13 protein-coding genes are annotated in these 16,406 nt (G+C 66.6%); 10 read left to right on the top strand and 3 right to left on the bottom strand.

Translation table 11 applies throughout. From position 1 onward, the window contains the following. The first annotated feature begins 151 nt into the window (after positions 1–151). Together ligA and def are read left to right on the top strand one after the other, a co-directional pair. Positions 152–2,227: an NAD-dependent DNA ligase LigA gene (gene ligA / locus AC5LXK_RS10775; RefSeq protein ID WP_493388823.1), complete on the top strand. Its 2,076-nt coding sequence runs from the start codon at positions 152–154 to the stop codon at positions 2,225–2,227. Continuing rightward, the gene (def, locus tag AC5LXK_RS10770) at positions 2,224–2,757 is read left to right on the top strand and encodes a peptide deformylase (RefSeq protein WP_493388822.1); all 534 of its coding nucleotides are present in this window, start codon (positions 2,224–2,226) and stop codon (positions 2,755–2,757) included. The genes ligA and def overlap by 4 nt, the downstream gene beginning before the upstream one ends. A gap of 80 nt (positions 2,758–2,837) precedes the next feature. Here def and AC5LXK_RS10765 read toward each other — a convergent pair whose 3' ends face one another. Genes AC5LXK_RS10765 through map form a run of 3 tightly spaced genes read right to left on the bottom strand, consistent with a single transcriptional unit; the run spans position 2,838 to position 8,420 of the window. Continuing rightward, positions 2,838–4,961, bottom strand: a complete 2,124-nt coding sequence (locus AC5LXK_RS10765; protein ID WP_493388821.1) for a pseudouridine synthase — start codon at positions 4,959–4,961, stop codon at positions 2,838–2,840. Between the two features lie 16 nt (positions 4,962–4,977). Beyond that, positions 4,978–7,554 carry a [protein-PII] uridylyltransferase gene (locus tag AC5LXK_RS10760; RefSeq protein WP_493388820.1) on the bottom strand — a complete coding sequence of 859 codons (2,577 nt, stop codon included), beginning with the start codon at positions 7,552–7,554 and terminating at the stop codon, positions 4,978–4,980. Positions 7,555–7,604: 50 nt separating this feature from the next. After that, positions 7,605–8,420 (bottom strand): type I methionyl aminopeptidase, encoded by an 816-nt coding sequence (gene map, locus AC5LXK_RS10755; RefSeq protein WP_174941365.1) that lies wholly within the window; start codon positions 8,418–8,420, stop codon positions 7,605–7,607. 378 nt (positions 8,421–8,798) lie between these two features. Between map and rpsB the strand changes: the two genes are divergently transcribed. The 8 genes from rpsB (at position 8,799) to rseP (ending at position 16,346) form a co-directional block, all read left to right on the top strand. Continuing rightward, positions 8,799–9,539, top strand: coding sequence for a 30S ribosomal protein S2 (rpsB, locus tag AC5LXK_RS10750; RefSeq protein ID WP_174979651.1), 741 nt, complete (start codon positions 8,799–8,801; stop codon positions 9,537–9,539). A gap of 162 nt (positions 9,540–9,701) precedes the next feature. Beyond that, positions 9,702–10,583, top strand: a complete 882-nt coding sequence (tsf, locus tag AC5LXK_RS10745; protein WP_043190814.1) for a translation elongation factor Ts — start codon at positions 9,702–9,704, stop codon at positions 10,581–10,583. A gap of 156 nt (positions 10,584–10,739) precedes the next feature. Then, the gene (gene pyrH / locus AC5LXK_RS10740) at positions 10,740–11,453 is read left to right on the top strand and encodes a UMP kinase (protein ID WP_493388819.1); all 714 of its coding nucleotides are present in this window, start codon (positions 10,740–10,742) and stop codon (positions 11,451–11,453) included. Positions 11,454–11,544: 91 nt separating this feature from the next. After that, positions 11,545–12,105: a ribosome recycling factor gene (gene frr / locus AC5LXK_RS10735; protein WP_011352458.1), complete on the top strand. Its 561-nt coding sequence runs from the start codon at positions 11,545–11,547 to the stop codon at positions 12,103–12,105. A gap of 49 nt (positions 12,106–12,154) precedes the next feature. Further along, on the top strand, positions 12,155–12,937 hold the full coding sequence (gene uppS / locus AC5LXK_RS10730; RefSeq protein ID WP_034207662.1) for a polyprenyl diphosphate synthase: 783 nt from the start codon (positions 12,155–12,157) through the stop codon (positions 12,935–12,937). Beyond that, the gene (locus AC5LXK_RS10725) at positions 12,931–13,752 is read left to right on the top strand and encodes a phosphatidate cytidylyltransferase (RefSeq protein ID WP_493388818.1); all 822 of its coding nucleotides are present in this window, start codon (positions 12,931–12,933) and stop codon (positions 13,750–13,752) included. Before uppS ends, AC5LXK_RS10725 begins: the two co-directional genes overlap by 7 nt. A 15-nt stretch (positions 13,753–13,767) precedes the next feature. After that, entirely contained in the window at positions 13,768–14,964 is a 1,197-nt protein-coding gene (locus AC5LXK_RS10720) for a 1-deoxy-D-xylulose-5-phosphate reductoisomerase (protein WP_493388817.1), read from the top strand. An 11-nt stretch (positions 14,965–14,975) separates the two neighbouring features. Beyond that, positions 14,976–16,346, top strand: coding sequence for an RIP metalloprotease RseP (gene rseP / locus AC5LXK_RS10715; RefSeq protein ID WP_493388816.1), 1,371 nt, complete (start codon positions 14,976–14,978; stop codon positions 16,344–16,346). Positions 16,347–16,406 lie beyond the last annotated feature (60 nt).

Genomic DNA, 16,406 nt, shown 5'->3' with positions numbered 1-16,406 from the left:
GGCGGGCTTCGATACCGTCGTTCGTCGCCGCGGCGCACGCCGTTTCGTGTGCGCCGCAGCACGTTTGTCGGGCACGCATTGCGTGCCCCGCCACGGCGTCAAACTGAGATAATCGGGCATCCGATTTTCTCAGAACGAATCTGCCGCCAGCATGGCCCGAACCCAAGCCGAACCGCCAGCCAGCCAGCCCGACGCGCGCGCCGCGTGGCTGCGCGACCAACTCGAGCGGGCGAACTACGCCTACTACGTGCTCGACCAGCCGGATCTGCCCGACGCCGAGTACGACCGGCTGTTCCGCGAGCTGCAGCAGCTCGAAACCGACCATCCCGAACTCGTGACGCCCGATTCGCCGACGCAACGCGTGGGCGGCGAAGCGGCGGGCGGTTTCACGCCGGTCGTCCACGACGCGCCGATGCTGTCGCTGAACAACGGCTTTGCCGACGAGGACATCGTTGCGTTCGACAAGCGCGTCGCCGACGCACTCGACAAGACGACCGATCTCGCCGGCTCGGTGACGGAGCCCGTCGAATATGCCTGCGAACTGAAGTTCGACGGCCTGGCGATCTCGCTGCGCTACGAGCAGGGCGTGTTCGTACAGGCATCGACGCGCGGCGACGGGACGACGGGCGAGGACGTCACCGAGAACGTGCGTACGATCCGCTCGATTCCGCTGAAGCTGAAGGGCAGGAACGTGCCGGCCGTGCTCGACGTGCGCGGCGAGGTGCTGATGTTCAAGCGCGATTTCGCACGCCTGAACGAACGCCAGCGTGCGGCCGAGCAGCGCGAATTCGCGAATCCGCGCAACGCGGCGGCCGGCAGCTTGCGCCAGCTCGACTCGAAGATCACCGCGCAGCGTCCGCTGTCGTTCTTCGCGTACGGGATCGGCGTGCTCGACGGGATGCCGATGCCCGACACGCACAGCGCGCTGCTCGACTGGTACGAGTCGCTCGGCCTGCCCGTGAACCGCGAGCGTGCGGTCGTGCAGGGTGCCGAAGGCCTGCTCGACTTCTTCCGCAAGGTCGGCGAGAAGCGCGAATCGCTGCCGTACGACATCGACGGCGTCGTCTACAAGGTCAACCGGCGCGACGAGCAGGAGCGCCTCGGCTTCGTGTCGCGCGCGCCGCGCTTCGCGCTCGCACACAAGTTTCCCGCACAGGAAGCACTGACGAAGCTCGTCGCGATCGACGTGCAGGTCGGCCGCACCGGTGCGATCACGCCGGTCGCGCGCCTCGAGCCTGTATTCGTCGGCGGCGCGACCGTCACCAACGCGACGCTGCACAACGAAGACGAAGTGCGCCGCAAGGACATCCGGATCGGCGACACCGTGATCGTGCGCCGCGCGGGCGACGTGATCCCGGAGGTCGTCGGCGCGCTGCTCGACCGGCGCCCGGCCGACGCGGCCGAATTCGTGATGCCGACCGAATGCCCGGTGTGCGGCTCGAAGATCGAGCGCCTGCCGGACGAGGCGATTGCGCGCTGCACGGGCGGGCTGTTCTGCCCGGCGCAGCGCAAGCAGGCACTGTGGCACTTCGCGCAGCGCCGCGCGCTCGACATCGACGGGCTCGGCGAGAAGATCATCGACCAGCTCGTCGACCTGAATCTCGTGCGCACGCCGGCCGACCTGTTCAATCTCGGGTTCGCGACGCTGGCCGAGCTCGACCGCTTCGCCGAGAAGTCCGCCCAGAATTTGCTCGACTCGCTCGAGAAGGCGAAGCACACGACGCTCGCGCGCTTCATCTACGGGCTCGGCATCCGCCACGTCGGCGAATCGACCGCGAAGGATCTCGCGAAGCATTTCGGCTCGCTGACGCCGATCATGGACGCGTCGATCGAGGCGTTGCTCGAAGTCAACGACGTCGGGCCGATCGTTGCCGAGTCGCTTCACCAGTTCTTCGCGGAAGAGCACAACCGGACCGTGATCGAGCAGTTGCGCGCGCCGGGCAAGGTCACGTGGCCGGAAGGGCCGCCCGCGCCGAAGGCGCCGCAGGGCGTGCTGGCCGGCAAGACGGTCGTGCTGACGGGCACGCTGCCGACGCTCACGCGCGAGGCCGCGAAGGAGATGCTCGAGGCGGCGGGCGCGAAAGTGGCCGGTTCGGTATCGAAGAAGACGGATTACGTGGTCGCGGGCGCCGAAGCCGGCAGCAAGCTCGCGAAGGCCGAGGAACTCGGCATCCCCGTGCTGGACGAAGACGGTCTGCACCAACTCCTGGAGGGCAATACGCCATGATTCGCGAGATCCTGAAGATGGGCGATTCGCGCCTGCTTGAAATCGCCAAGCCGGTCGAGCGGTTCGATACGCCCGAACTGCACGAGATCGTCGCGGACATGTTCGAGACGATGCACCATGCGAACGGCGCCGGGCTGGCCGCGCCGCAGATCGGCATCGGGCTGCAGATCATCATCTTCGGCTTCGGCAACAACAACCGCTACCCGGATGCGCCGCCGGTGCCCGAGACGGTGCTGATCAATCCGAAGGTCGAGTACATGCCGCCGGACATGGAAGAGGGCTGGGAAGGCTGCCTGTCGGTGCCGGGCATGCGCGGCGTCGTGAGCCGTTACGCGAAGGTGCGTTACAGCGGTTTCGACCAGTTCGGCGAGAAGATCGATCGCATTGCCGACGGGTTCCATGCGCGCGTGGTCCAGCACGAATACGATCACCTGATCGGCAAGCTGTATCCGATGCGGATTACCGACTTCACGCGCTTCGGCTTCACCGAAGTGCTGTTCCCGGGGCTCGACCCGTCCGACGACGACTGATCGTCCGGTTTTCCGCAGAAAAGAAAAAAGCCCGCGCAAGCGGGCTTTTTCATTGCGTGGCGCACGTCGCGCGCCCGCGGTCAGAACGTCTCGTCGGCCGACAGGTAGCGCCATTGGCCCTGCGGCAGCGCGCCGAGCATCACGCGGCCCATGCGCACGCGCTTCAGGCCGATCACGTCGAGGCCGACCAGTTCGCACATGCGGCGGATCTGGCGCTTCTTGCCTTCGCGCAGCACGAAGCGCAGCTGCTCGCCGTTCTGCCAGCTTACCATCGCGGGTTTCAGTGCGACGCCGTCGAGCTCGAGGCCGTGGCGCAGCTTCGCGAGCGATTCCGCCGGGAAGTGCTTGTCGATATCGATGAGCTGCTCGCCGAAGCGCACGCGCACCAGGTATTCCTTGTCGATGTCGGACTGCTCGCCGATCAGCTGCTTCGCGACCACGCCGTTCTGCGTCAGCACGAGCAGGCCGGTGGAGTCGATGTCGAGTCGGCCGGCCGGTGCGAGCGCATGCAGATGCTGCGGCGAGAAGCGCACCGGCGAATGATCGCCGCTCCAGCGGTTGTCGCGCGTGATCAGCACGGCTGCCGGCTCGTAGCCGTCTTCCGCCTGGCCCGACACGTAGCCGACCGGCTTGTGCAGCAGGATCGTCACTTGCGCGGCCTGCGCAGCGCTCGCGCGTTCGTCGATCTCGATCTTCTGGTCGGCGCGGACCTTGGTGCCGAGCGTGTTGATGCGTTCGCCGTCGACGAGTACCCAGCCTTTTTCGATCCACTCGTCGGCTTCACGGCGCGAGCACATGCCGAGCTCGGACATCCGTTTCGACAGGCGCACCAGGCCCGTTTCGTCACCGTAGTCGACGTCTTCCGCCGGGCGCTTGACCGGTTGCGCGGTCTTTACCGCACCGGACGTGCGGCGCTCGCCGTCGCTTGCGGGGCGGGCCGGGCGGTCGCTGAAGCTGCGCTTCGCGCCTTCGCCGGCTGCCTTGTCGCGGTAGGACGGGCGCTTGTCGTCGTCGGCGCCTGCGCGGCGCGGGCGGGCGTCGTCAACACGACGCGGCGGGCGATCGGAAGACGTGCGGCGGTCGCCAAAGCTGCGCTTCGCGCCTTCGCCGGCTGCATTGTCGCGATAGGACGGGCGCTTGTCGTCGGCGCCTGCGCGACGCGGACGTGCGTCGTCATCACGACGCGGCGGGCGATCGGACGACGTGCGGCGATCGCCGAAGCTGCGCTTCGCACCTTCGCCGGTTGCGTTGTCGCGATAGGACGGGCGCTTGTCGTCGGCGCCTGCGCGGCGCGGACGTGCGTCGTCATCACGACGCGGCGGGCGATCGGAAGACGTGCGGCGGTCGCCAAAGCTGCGCTTCGCGCCTTCGCCGGCTGCATTGTCGCGATAGGACGGGCGCTTGTCGTCGGCGCCTGCGCGACGCGGACGTGCGTCGTCATCACGACGCGGCGGGCGATCGGACGACGTGCGGCGGTCGCCGAAGCTGCGCTTGGCGCCTTCACCGGATGCATTGTCGCGATACGGCGCACGCGGGCCGCCTTCGCCACCTGTGCGACGCGGACGTGAATCATCATCACGGCGCGGCGGGCGATCGGACGACGTGCGGCGGTCGCCGAAGCTGCGCTTTGCGCCTTCGCCGGCTGCGTTGTCGCGATACGGCGGGCGTGCGCCGCCTTCGCCACCTGCGCGACGCGGACGTGAATCGTCGTCACGGCGCGGCGGACGATCCGACGACGTGCGACGGTCGCCGAAACTGCGCTTGGCGCCTTCACCGGATGCATTGTCGCGATACGGCGCACGTGCACCGCCTTCGCCACCTGCACGACGCGGCCTTGCATCGTCGTCGCGGCGCGGCGGGCGATCCGACGACGGACGGCGGTCGCCGAAGCTGCGCTTCGCGCCTTCGCCGGTTGCGTTGTCGCGATAAGGCGCACGCGTGCCGCGTTCGGCACCGCCGTCACGCGGCGCGCGCTTGGCCGGTGCGCGATCCGCGCCCGGGCGCTCGGCGCTTGCGGCACCGCGGGGCTTGAACGAGCGTTCGCCGGCGGCTGCCGGGGACGCCTTCTTCGGGCGCGCGGGCTTGTCCCCTGCGGGCGGCGCAGCGGGGCGCACCGCCTTGCGGGCGACGAGGCTGCCGGAGCGGACAGGGGCGCGGGTCGGCGACGCCGGCTTCGGATTCTTGACGGTTAATTTGGTGCGCATAAACGCTGGGATTCATTCAGACTGCGATCGCTCGCAGCAATTCGGTTTCGAGCTGGATCTGCAGGCGGTTGTCGGACAAGCCGGCACCCGCGAGCAGGAAGATGTCTTCGACGCGCTCGCCGAGCGTATTGATCCGCGCCGCATGGACGCCGATCTGATGCTCGGCGAGTACGCGCGCGATCGAATAGAGCAGGCCCGGCCGGTCGTTGGCCGACACGGACAGGATGTAGTACTGGCCGCGCTCGTCGGCCCGCAGGTCGACACGCGGCGTGATCGGAAACGTCCGGGACAGCCGCGACAGGCGGCCCTTCGACGGCTCCGGCAGCGGTGCGGTTTCGGCGAGCCGCGTCGCGAGCTGCTGTTCGACGAGATTCGCGATGTCGCGGTACCGCACGTCGCGTTCGGTCTGCGTGACGATGAAGTTGTCGAGCGCATAGCCGTGCCGCGTCGTGCTGACGCGCGCGTCGAGCACCGACAGCCCGTTGCGATCGAAATACGCGCAGATGCCCGCGAACAGGTCGGGGCGGTCCTTCACGTACACGAGCACCTGCAGCGCGTCGCCGATCGGCGACGGCCGCGCGCGGACGATCGCGGTTTCGGCATTCACGTGCCGGTACAGCACGCGCGTCTGCCACGCGATGTCGGCCGCATCGTGACGCAGGAAGAAGCCGACGTCGAGCTGATCCCACAGCGCGCGGTGCGCATCGTCGGGCACCGTCTCGAGGCGCAGCAGCGCGAGAGCCTGCTCCTGCCGCGACTTCAGTTCCGAATGCGCGTCGGGGTTCGCGCCGCCGAGCACCGCGAGCGTGATACGGTACAGGTCCTCGAGCAGCTTGCCCTTCCACGTGTTCCATACCTTCGGGCTCGTGCCGCGAATATCGGCGACGGTCAGCAGGTACAGCGCGGTGAGGTACCGTTCGTTGCCGACGACTTCGGCGAAGCGCTTGATCACTTCCGGGTCGCTCGTGTCCTGCTTCTGCGCGACCTGGCTCATCGTCAGGTGATGCTGGACGAGCCACACGACCAGCGCCGCGTCGTCGCCGGCGATCCCGTGCTCGCGGCAGAAGCGCCGCGCGTCGGCCATCCCGAGCGTCGAGTGGTCGCCGCCGCGGCCCTTCGCGATATCGTGGAACAGCGCGGCGACATACAGCACCCACGGGCGCTCGAAGTTGCCGATCAGCTGGCTGCAGAACGGGTATTCGTGCGCATGTTCGGCCACCGCGAAGCGGCGGATGTTGCGCAGCACCATCAGGATGTGCTGGTCGACCGTGTACACGTGGTACAGGTCGTGCTGCATCTGGCCGACGATGCGGCGGAAATTCAGCAGGTAGCGGCCGAGCACGCTCGTCTGGTTCATCAGCCGGAACGCGTGCGTGATGCCTTCGGGCTGCTGCAGGATCAGCATGAACGTGCGGCGGTTCTGCGGATCGCGGCGCCACGTGTTGTTCATGATTTCGCGCGAGTTGTACAGCGCGCGCAGCGTGCGGGCCGACAGGCCCTTCACGCCGCGCGTCGTCTCGTACAGCAGGAACGCTTCAAGGATCGCGTCGGGATGGCGTTCGAACACGCTGTCGTCGACGATCTCGAGCATCCCCTGCTTCTCGACGAAGCGGTCGGGCGACAGCACGCGCGTGATGCCGCTCGTCGCGGGGAAGAGCTGCGCCTCGATGTTCTGGATCAGGATCGTCGCGAGCTGCGTGACGGCTTTCGCGGCCCAGTAGTAGCGGCGCATCAGCTGCTCGCTCGCACGCTTGGCCTGCGTCGGCTGGTAGCCGAAGCTTTCGGCGGCCTGCGTCTGCAGGTCGAACACGAGCATGTCCTGGCGACGGCCGGCGATCACGTGCAGCCGTGCGCGCAGCGTTTTCAGGAAGCCTTCGTTGCGGCGCAGCTCGCGCGCTTCGCGGTCGGTGATGAGGCCGCGCGTGTCGAGTTCGCGCCAGCTGCTGCCGAACCCCGCCGCGCGGGCGATCCACAGGATCGTCTGCAGGTCGCGCAGCCCGCCGGGGCTTTCCTTCACGTTCGGCTCGAGGCTGTACGGCGTGTCCTGGAACTTCGCGTGGCGCTGGCGCATCTCGAGCACCTTCGCGGTGAAGAACGCGCGCGCGTCGAGCGCCTCGTGGTAGCGCACCGTGAAGCGCTCGAACAGCGCGGTGCTGCCGACGATGCGGCGCGCTTCCAGCATCGACGTTTGCACGGTGACGTCCTGCGATGCCTCCTCGATGCACTGCGCGACCGTGCGCACGCTGCTGCCGATCTCGAGGCCGAGATCCCAGGCCATGCCGATGAAGCGCTCGATGCGCGCGTCGAGCGCCGGGTCGTGCGCATCGGGCAGCAGCACGAGGATGTCGACGTCGGAATAGGGCGCGAGCTCGCCGCGCCCGTAGCCGCCGACGGCGACGAGCGCGAGCGTCGCGGGCAGCCCGCATTCGTCCCACACGCGCTTCAGCGCATCGTCGGTGAGTTTCGACAGCGCGTGCATCAGCGACGCGACGTTCGCCGCGCGGCGAAAGCGCTCGAGCATCTCCGTCTTGGCGGCCTTGAATTCGGCGCGCTGCGACAGCGCTTCGGGCGAGGGGGCAGCGTGAGCGCTCATGGGCGGCCGTTCAGGTCAGGTGCGGGCGGGGCGGGCGGGTGCGGCGGCGCTCAGACGGCGGCGGCCGGCTGCGCGAACACGGGCCGCGCCGGCGTGCCGGCCGATACCGTCAGCACGTCGTAGCCGGTTTCGGTGACGAGCACCGTATGCTCCCACTGCGCGGACAGGCTGCGGTCGCGCGTCTTGACCGTCCACTGGTCGGGCATCGTGCGGATGTCGCGCTTGCCGGCGTTGATCATCGGCTCGATCGTGAAGATCATCCCGGCCTTCAGTTCGATGCCGGTGCCCGGACGGCCGTAGTGGACGACTTGCGGATCTTCGTGAAACACCGTGCCGATGCCATGGCCGCAGTACTCGCGCACGACGCTGTAGCCCTGCGCTTCCGCGTGCTTCTGGATTGCATAGCCGATGTCGCCGAGGTGCGCGCCGGGCTTGACCTGGTCGATGCCGAGCCACATGCATTCGTAGGTGGTCTGCACGAGGCGCTTCGCGAGGATCGAGCCTTCGCCGACGATGAACATCCGGCTGGTGTCGCCGAAGTAGCCGTTCTTGATCACGGTGATGTCGATGTTCAGCGCATCGCCGTTCTTGACCACCTTCTCGCCGGGAATGCCGTGGCAGATCACGTCGTTGACCGAAATGCAGGTGGCCTTCGGGTACGGCGGATAGCCGGGCGGCTGGTAGTTCAGCGGCGCGGGGATCGTGCCCTGCTCGTTGAGCATGAATTCGTGGCAGAGGCGGTCGAGTTCGGCGGTCGTGATGCCCGCGACGACGTGCGGCGTGATGAAGTCGAGCACTTCGCTCGCGAGACGGCAGGCGACGCGCATCTCGGCGATATCGTGTTCGTTTTTGAGCGTAATAGCCATCGAGGTATGCCTGGAATGCGGGGAATTGACGGATTATCGCACCTTATGGCGGGCCTCGCAGCCCCTGCCGGCCGAGCGGATGCGGGTTTTCGCGGATTGCCCGGCCGGCTGCCGCGCGGCTAGCGAAAGTGCCGGGCGACTTGAGAGCGGTCGACTCGGCGTGCTATACTCTTTGGCTAAGTCGACATCCAAATGCCGAATTTGCCCCATCTTGGGGCGGCGTTGCGGTGAAAGGCTTACGGCACGGGCGTTTTGCGCGTGCCGAATCGCAAGCCGGCGCAACCAGGGTGCCGTTCGCGTGGAGTCAGTGTCCTTCGGGGCAGGATCGCGCGGCGGTACGGCGGCCGGCTTAAGACCCAACCCTCGTGGAGAATTTACATGGCAGTTACGATGCGCCAAATGCTGGAAGCGGGTGTCCACTTCGGTCACCAGACGCGCTTCTGGAACCCGAAGATGGCTCCGTTCATTTTCGGTCACCGCAACAAGATTCACATCATCAACCTCGAAAAGACGCTGCCGATGTTCACGGACGCACAGAAGTACGTGCGCCAGCTGGCAGCGAACCGCGGCACGATCCTGTTCGTCGGCACGAAGCGTCAATCGCGTGACACGATCGCCCAGGAAGCGCAGCGCGCAGGCATGCCGTTCGTCAACGCTCGCTGGCTCGGCGGCATGATGACCAACTTCAAGACGCTGAAGGTATCGATCAAGCGCCTGAAGGACATGGAAACGGCAGTCGAGGCAGGCGAGCTCGAGAAGATGAGCAAGAAGGAAGCGCTGCTGTTCGAACGCGAAATCGCCAAGCTGCAGAAGTCGATCGGCGGCGTGAAGGACATGGGCGGCATTCCGGACGCAATCTTCGTCGTCGACGTCGGCTACCACAAGATTGCCGTGACGGAAGCGAACAAGCTGGGCGTGCCGGTCATCGCCGTGGTCGACACGAACCACTCGCCGGAAGGTGTGGATTACGTGATCCCGGGTAACGACGACTCGAGCAAGGCAGTCGCGCTGTACGCCGAAGGCGTGGCCGACGCGATCCTCGAAGGCCGTGCGAACGCGGTCAACGAAGTGGTCCAGGCCGCACGCGGCGACGACGAGTACGTCGAGGAAAACGCGTAACTGGCCCCGAGCCGGCGCAAAAAGGGGGCTCTCAACAGGCCCCCTTTTTTTAAGCTTGTGCGCCGGACCTGATCGCGCCGAATCGGCGCGGGTCCGGAAACGAATCTCGGCCGTTCGCGTCCAAGCGGGCGGCGTTGTGAATACAGACTCAAGGAGCGAATGATGGCGGCAATTACCGCAAGCATGGTGGCAGAACTGCGCGCAAAGACCGACGCACCGATGATGGAGTGCAAGAAGGCGCTGACGGAAGCCGACGGCGATCTGGCCAAGGCTGAAGAGCTGCTGCGCGTCAAGCTCGGCAACAAGGCGAGCAAGGCGGCATCGCGCGTGACGGCCGAAGGCGTCGTCGCATCGTTCGTCGGCGGCAACGCAGGCGCGCTGGTCGAGCTGAACTGCGAAACCGACTTCGTCGCGAAGAACGACGACTTCCTCGCATTCTCGAAGACGGTTGCAGAACTCGTCGCGACGCAAAACCCGGCCGACGTGGCTGCGCTGTCGGCGCTGCCGCTCGAAGGCTCGACGGTCGACGCAGTGCGCCTGGCACTGATCGGCAAGATCGGCGAGAACGTCTCGATCCGTCGTTTCGTCCGTTTCGAAACCGCAAACAAGATCGCTACGTACCTGCACGGCGCGCGCATCGGCGTGATCGTCGAGTACACGGGCGCGGAAGAGCAGGTCGGCAAGGACGTCGCGATGCACATCGCCGCGATGAAGCCGGTCGCGCTGTCGTCGGCCGACGTGCCGGCGGAACTGATCGAAACGGAACGCCGCGTGGCCGAGCAGAAGGCTGCGGAATCGGGCAAGCCGGCTGAAATCGTCGCGAAGATGGTCGACGGTAGCGTCCAGAAGTACCTGAAGGAAGTGTCGCTGCTGAACCAGACGTTCGTGAAGAACGACAAGCAGACGATCGAGCAGATGCTGAAGGCAGCGGATTCCGCAGTGCAGAAGTTCTCGCTGTTCGTCGTCGGCGAAGGCATCGAGAAGCGTCAGGACGACTTCGCCGCCGAAGTGGCCGCGCAAGTCGCAGCAGCAAAGCAGCAGTAAGCAGTCAGGCAGTATCCGCGGCGGGCGTCCGCTCCGCCGCGGCCGGCGGCGCTGCCGGCCGGCCGGGAACCCCGGTCCGGTCGTCGGCGCTTGCCCGAATCAGTATTTCGCCCCTACAGTTCGTGGTTGTCATCCTCTCGTCGCTCGGAAGCCCCTATGTCCAATGCCTATAAACGCATCCTCCTCAAACTCTCCGGCGAAGCGCTGATGGGCGACGATGCCTTCGGCATCAATCGCGCGACGATCGAACGGATGGTGGCCGATATCGCCGAAGTCGTGCGTCTCGGTACGCAGCTGGCGGTCGTGATCGGTGGCGGTAATATTTTCCGCGGCGTTGCGGGTGGCGCGGCCGGCATGGACCGCGCGACGGCCGACTACATGGGGATGCTCGCGACGATGATGAACGCGCTGGCGCTGCAGGACGCGATGCGCCATGCCGGCATCGAGGCGCGCGTGCAGTCCGCGCTGCGGATGGACCAGGTCGTCGAGCCGTACATTCGCCCCCGCGCGATCCGTCAGCTCGAGGAAGGCCGCGTCGTGATCTTCGCGGCCGGTACCGGCAACCCGTTCTTCACGACGGATACGGCTGCCGCGCTGCGCGGTTCGGAAGTGGGCGCCGAGGTCGTGCTGAAGGCGACCAAGGTCGATGGCGTATATTCTGCCGATCCGAAGAAGGATCCGTCGGCCACGCGCTACACGACGATCACTTTCGACGAGGCGATCAGCCGCAACCTGCAGGTGATGGACGCGACGGCCTTTGCGCTGTGCCGCGACCAGAAGCTGCCGATTCGCGTGTTTTCGATCAACAAGCCAGGCGCGCTCAAGCGCATCGTGCTGGGCGAGGACGAAGGTACGCTCGTCCACGTGTAAACTCCCGCGGATGCGGGTCATCGGCCGCGGCGCGCAAGATGCGCCGGGTGGGGCCCGCGTTCTTTGAAGGTTTGAAGGTTCGGAGGTTGAAATGAGTGTCGCTGATACCAAGAAGGGCGTCGAGCAGAAGATGCAGCGCTCGATCGATGCATTCAAGAGCGATCTGGCGAAGATCCGTACGGGTCGTGCGCACACCGGCATGCTCGATCACGTGCAGGTTGACTACTACGGGTCGATGGTGCCGATCTCGCAGGTTGCCAACATGACGCTCGTCGACGCGCGCACGATCGGTGTGCAGCCGTGGGAAAAGCCGATGGTTGCGAAGGTCGAGAAGGCCATTCGCGAAGCCGATCTCGGCCTGAACCCGGCGACGTCCGGCGACCAGATCCGCGTGCCGATGCCCGCGCTGACGGAAGAGCGCCGCCGCGAGCTGACCAAGGTCGTGAAGAGCGAAGGCGAAACGGCCAAGGTCGCGATCCGCAACCTGCGCCGCGACGCGAACGAAGCGCTCAAGAAGCTCGTGAAGGACAAGGAAATCTCGGAAGACGACGAGCGCCGTGCGAGCGACGACGTGCAGAAGCTGACCGACAAGCACGTTGCCGAAATCGACAAGCTCGTGCAGAGCAAGGAAGCCGAGATCATGACGGTCTGACGACCGTCCTCGCGCGCCGCCTTCTTCCCGCATTACTGTCTCAACGGCCATGACTTATACCAGCTCTACCGTTCGCGTGCCTGACGTCGGCGTCGTGCCGCGTCACATCGCGATCATCATGGACGGCAACGGCCGTTGGGCAACCGAACGCCGCTTGCCGCGCGTCGCGGGGCACACCCGCGGCGTCGATGCCGTGCGGGCGGTGGTCGAAGGCTGCGCGCGCGCCGGTGTCGAGTACCTGACACTGTTCGCGTTCAGTTCGGAAAACTGGCGCCGGCCGAACGACGAAGTGTCGTTCCTGATGCGGTTGTTCATCACCGCGCTCGAGCGCGAAGTGGGCAAGCTGCATGCGAACGGGATCCGCCTGCGTGTCGTCGGCGATCTCGAGCGCTTCGAGCCGCGCATCCGCGAACTGATTCGCCGCGCCGAAACCAAGACGGCGCGCAATACCCGTCTGACGCTCACCATCGCGGCCAATTACGGCGGCCGGTGGGACATCCTGCAGGCGACGAAGAAACTCGTCGAGCAGGCCGTGCGCGAAGGTCGCGAGGTCGAAGTGACCGAGGACGCATTCGCGCCGCACCTGGCGATGGCCTATGCGCCGGAGCCCGATCTCTTCATCCGTACCGGCGGCGAGCAGCGCGTCAGCAACTTCCTGCTGTGGCAGCTCGCGTACGCCGAGTTCTATTTCACCGACAAATACTGGCCGGATTTCGACGGCGCGGCGCTGGCCGACGCGATGGCGTCGTACACCGAGCGCGAGCGCCGTTTCGGGCGCACGAGTGCGCAGCTCGAACCCCAATCGCAGAACGCCGATTCCCTTTCATGCTGAAAACCCGTGTAATCACGGCGATCGTGATGCTGGCAGTACTGCTGCCGGTGACGCTGTTCGCGCCGCTGGGCGCGTTTGGCGCGCTGATCGGCGCCGTGCTCGTGTTCGCCGCGTGGGAGTGGGCGCGCCTGCTGAAGCTCGGCGGCGCCGGCCCGGTCGTCTATGCGGTCGTCGCGGCGCTCGCGCTCGCGGCCACCACGTCGCTTGGCGTCGATGCGGCTGGATCGCGCCCCCTTTTCATGGCGGCAGGCGTGTTCTGGCTGCTGGTCGGCCCGTTCGCGCTGCGGCGCAAGCCTGAGCTGGCGGGCGGCGTGTGGCGGCCGTTCCTGCTGGCTGCCGGCCTCGTCGTGTTCGCGGCCTGCTGGCATGCGCTCGTCGCGGCGCGGGCGCGGGGCGTGCCGTTCGTGCTGTCGCTGCTTCTGGTCGTCTGGCTGGCCGATATCGGTGCATACTTCGCGGGCAAGGCCTTCGGAAAGCGTAAACTGGCCATCACGATCAGCCCCGGCAAGAGCTGGGAAGGCGCGATCGGGGGCTGGCTCGCGGTGATGGTCGTCGCCGGTGTCGCGATGGCCGCGCATGGTTTCGAGCCAACCCTGTATTCTGCATTTGCCGCCCGCTACGGGATGCCCGGCGCATGGGCCGCGCTGACATTGCTGGTCGTGTACAGCGTGATCGGCGATCTGTTCGAGTCGCTGCTGAAGCGACAGGCGGGTGTAAAGGATTCGAGCGGACTGCTGCCGGGTCATGGCGGCGTGCTCGACCGTGTCGACGCGCTGCTGCCGGTGCTGCCGCTCGCGATGCTGCTGCTTGGTTAAACCATTATTTCTGTTATGCAAAAACGTCTGACATTGCTCGGTTCCACGGGCTCGATCGGAGACAGCACGCTCGACGTGGTCGCGCGCCATCCCGAGCGCTTCTCGGTCTACGCGCTGACCGCGCACCGCAACGGCGACAAGCTCGTCGAGCAGTGTCTGCGCTTCTCGCCTGAAGTCGCGGTGGTCGGCGATGCCGCGACGGCTGCACAGGTCGAGGCAAAACTGCGTGCGGCGGGCAGCAAGACGGTCGTGCTGCACGGGCCGCAGGCGCTCGTCGACGTCTCGAAGAGCGACGGCTGCGACACGGTGGTCGCGGCGATCGTCGGCGCGGCCGGCCTCGCACCGAGCCTGGCGGCCGCACGCGCCGGCAAGCGGATCCTGCTGGCGAACAAGGAAGCGCTCGTGATGTCGGGTGCGATCTTCATGGACGCCGTGCGCGACCATGGCGCGATCCTGCTGCCGGTCGACAGCGAACACAACGCGATCTTCCAGTGCATGCCGCGCGACGCGGCCGAGCACGGCGGGATCTCGAAGATCATCGTGACCGCGTCGGGCGGCCCGTTCCGCACGCGCGAGCCGGCTACGCTCGTCGACGTGACGCCGGACGAGGCGTGCAAGCACCCGAACTGGGTGATGGGCCGCAAGATCTCGGTCGATTCGGCGACGATGATGAACAAGGGCCTCGAAGTGATCGAGGCGCACTGGATCTTCGGGTTGCCGGGCGACCGGATCGACGTGCTGATCCACCCGCAGAGCGTGATTCATTCGCTCGTGTCGTACCGTGACGGCTCGGTGCTTGCGCAACTCGGCAACCCCGACATGCGCACGCCGATCGCGCACGCGCTCGCGTTCCCGGAACGTGTCGACGCAGGCGTCGAACAGCTCGACCTCGCACAGATCGCCCAGCTGTCGTTCGAGAAGCCGGATTACACGCGCTTCCCGTGCCTCGCGCTCGCGCTGAAGGCACTCGAGGAGGGCGGTACCGCGAGCGCCGCATTGAACGCGGCGAACGAAGTGGCGGTCGAAGCGTTTCTCGAGCGCCGGATCGGCTTCATGGCGATCGCGGCGACGGTCGACGCCGTGCTCAACACGCTGCCGAACCGCACGCCCAACGGGCTCGACGACGTCCTGGCGGCGGATGCCGAGGCACGCCGCCTCGCCGCCGCGATCATTGCAAAAGCGCCTGCGCCACGCGTGGAGCGTACTGTCTGAATGGGGTGCTCATGAACGTGCTGGTCGAACTGGTCGCGTTTGCGGTGGCGATCGGGGTGCTGGTCGTCGTGCATGAGTACGGACATTATCGCGTCGCGCGCTGGTGCGGCGTGAAGGTGCTGCGTTTCTCGATCGGCTTCGGCCAGCCCATTGCGCGCTGGGTCAGCCGCAGGACGGGCACCGAGTGGACGCTGTCCGTATTGCCGCTCGGCGGTTACGTGAAGATGCTGGACGAGCGCGATCCGGGCCCCGGCATCGCGCCCGAGGAGCTCGGTCAGGCGTTCAACCGGCAGTCGGTCTACAAGCGTATCGCGATCGTCGCGGCGGGGCCGATTGCGAACTTCCTGCTGGCAATCACACTCTTTTCCATCGTATTCGCCACCGGCGTGACCGAGCCGGCCGCGATCGTCGCACCGCCGGCCGCCGGCACGGTGGCGGCCCGCGCGGGCTTCGACGGCAGCGAGACGGTCGTGTCGATCCGCGACGCACAAGGCGGCGAGTCCGAGCCGGTGCGATCGTGGTCGGACCTGCGCTGGAAGCTGCTGTCGGCCGCGTTCGACCACCGCGAGGTCGTGCTCGGCGCGCGTGACGGCAATTCGACGTTCGATTTCCGCGTCGACCTCCGCAACGTTCCCGACAGCCAGCTCGACGACGATTTCATGACCCATCTGGGCTTCGAGACCGGCGGCGGCACGTTGTCGATCGCGTCGGTGCAGCCCGGCAGCGCGGCGGAGCAGGCCGGACTGAAGACCGGCGACAAACTGGTGGCGCTCGGCGGCAAGCCGATCGGCGGCGCATCGCGCTTCATCGATTCGGTGAAACACCATGCGGGCCAGGCGCTCGACCTGCAGATCGAACGCGACGGGGCCACGCAGACGGTGTCGATCGTGCCGCAGATGCAGCGCGACGACGAATCCGGGCAGCAGGTCGGCCGCATCGGTGCGGCGCTGTCGATGCGCGCGCCGTCCGTCGACGTGCGCTACGGGCCGGTCGAGAGCCTGCGGCTCGGTGCGCACCGCACGTGGGACATTTCCGTCTATTCGCTGAAGATGTTCGGGCGGATGATCACGGGCAACGCGTCGCTGAAGAACCTGTCCGGCCCCGTGACGATTGCCGACTACGCGGGCAAGAGCGCGCGGCTCGGTCCGTCGGCGTTCCTGTCGTTCCTCGCCCTTGTCAGCATTAGCCTTGGCGTCCTGAACTTGTTGCCGATTCCCGTTTTGGACGGGGGGCATCTGTTATATTATGCGGTTGAAGCCGCGACCGGGAAAGCCGTCTCGGAGCGCTGGCAGCTGATTCTGCAAAGAGCCGGGTTGATCTGCATCGTCGCGTTGTCGGCGATCGCGCTGTTCAACGATCTGGCTCGGTTAATCCATTTCTGAAGCGTCAGGCGGCGGCCGCTGGCCAGCCGCCCGATTTGATGCAGCTAAATATTGGGGATG

The sequence above is a fragment of the Burkholderia pulmonis genome (assembly GCF_984667975.1).
This window is presented reverse-complemented; position numbering and strand designations above follow the sequence as displayed.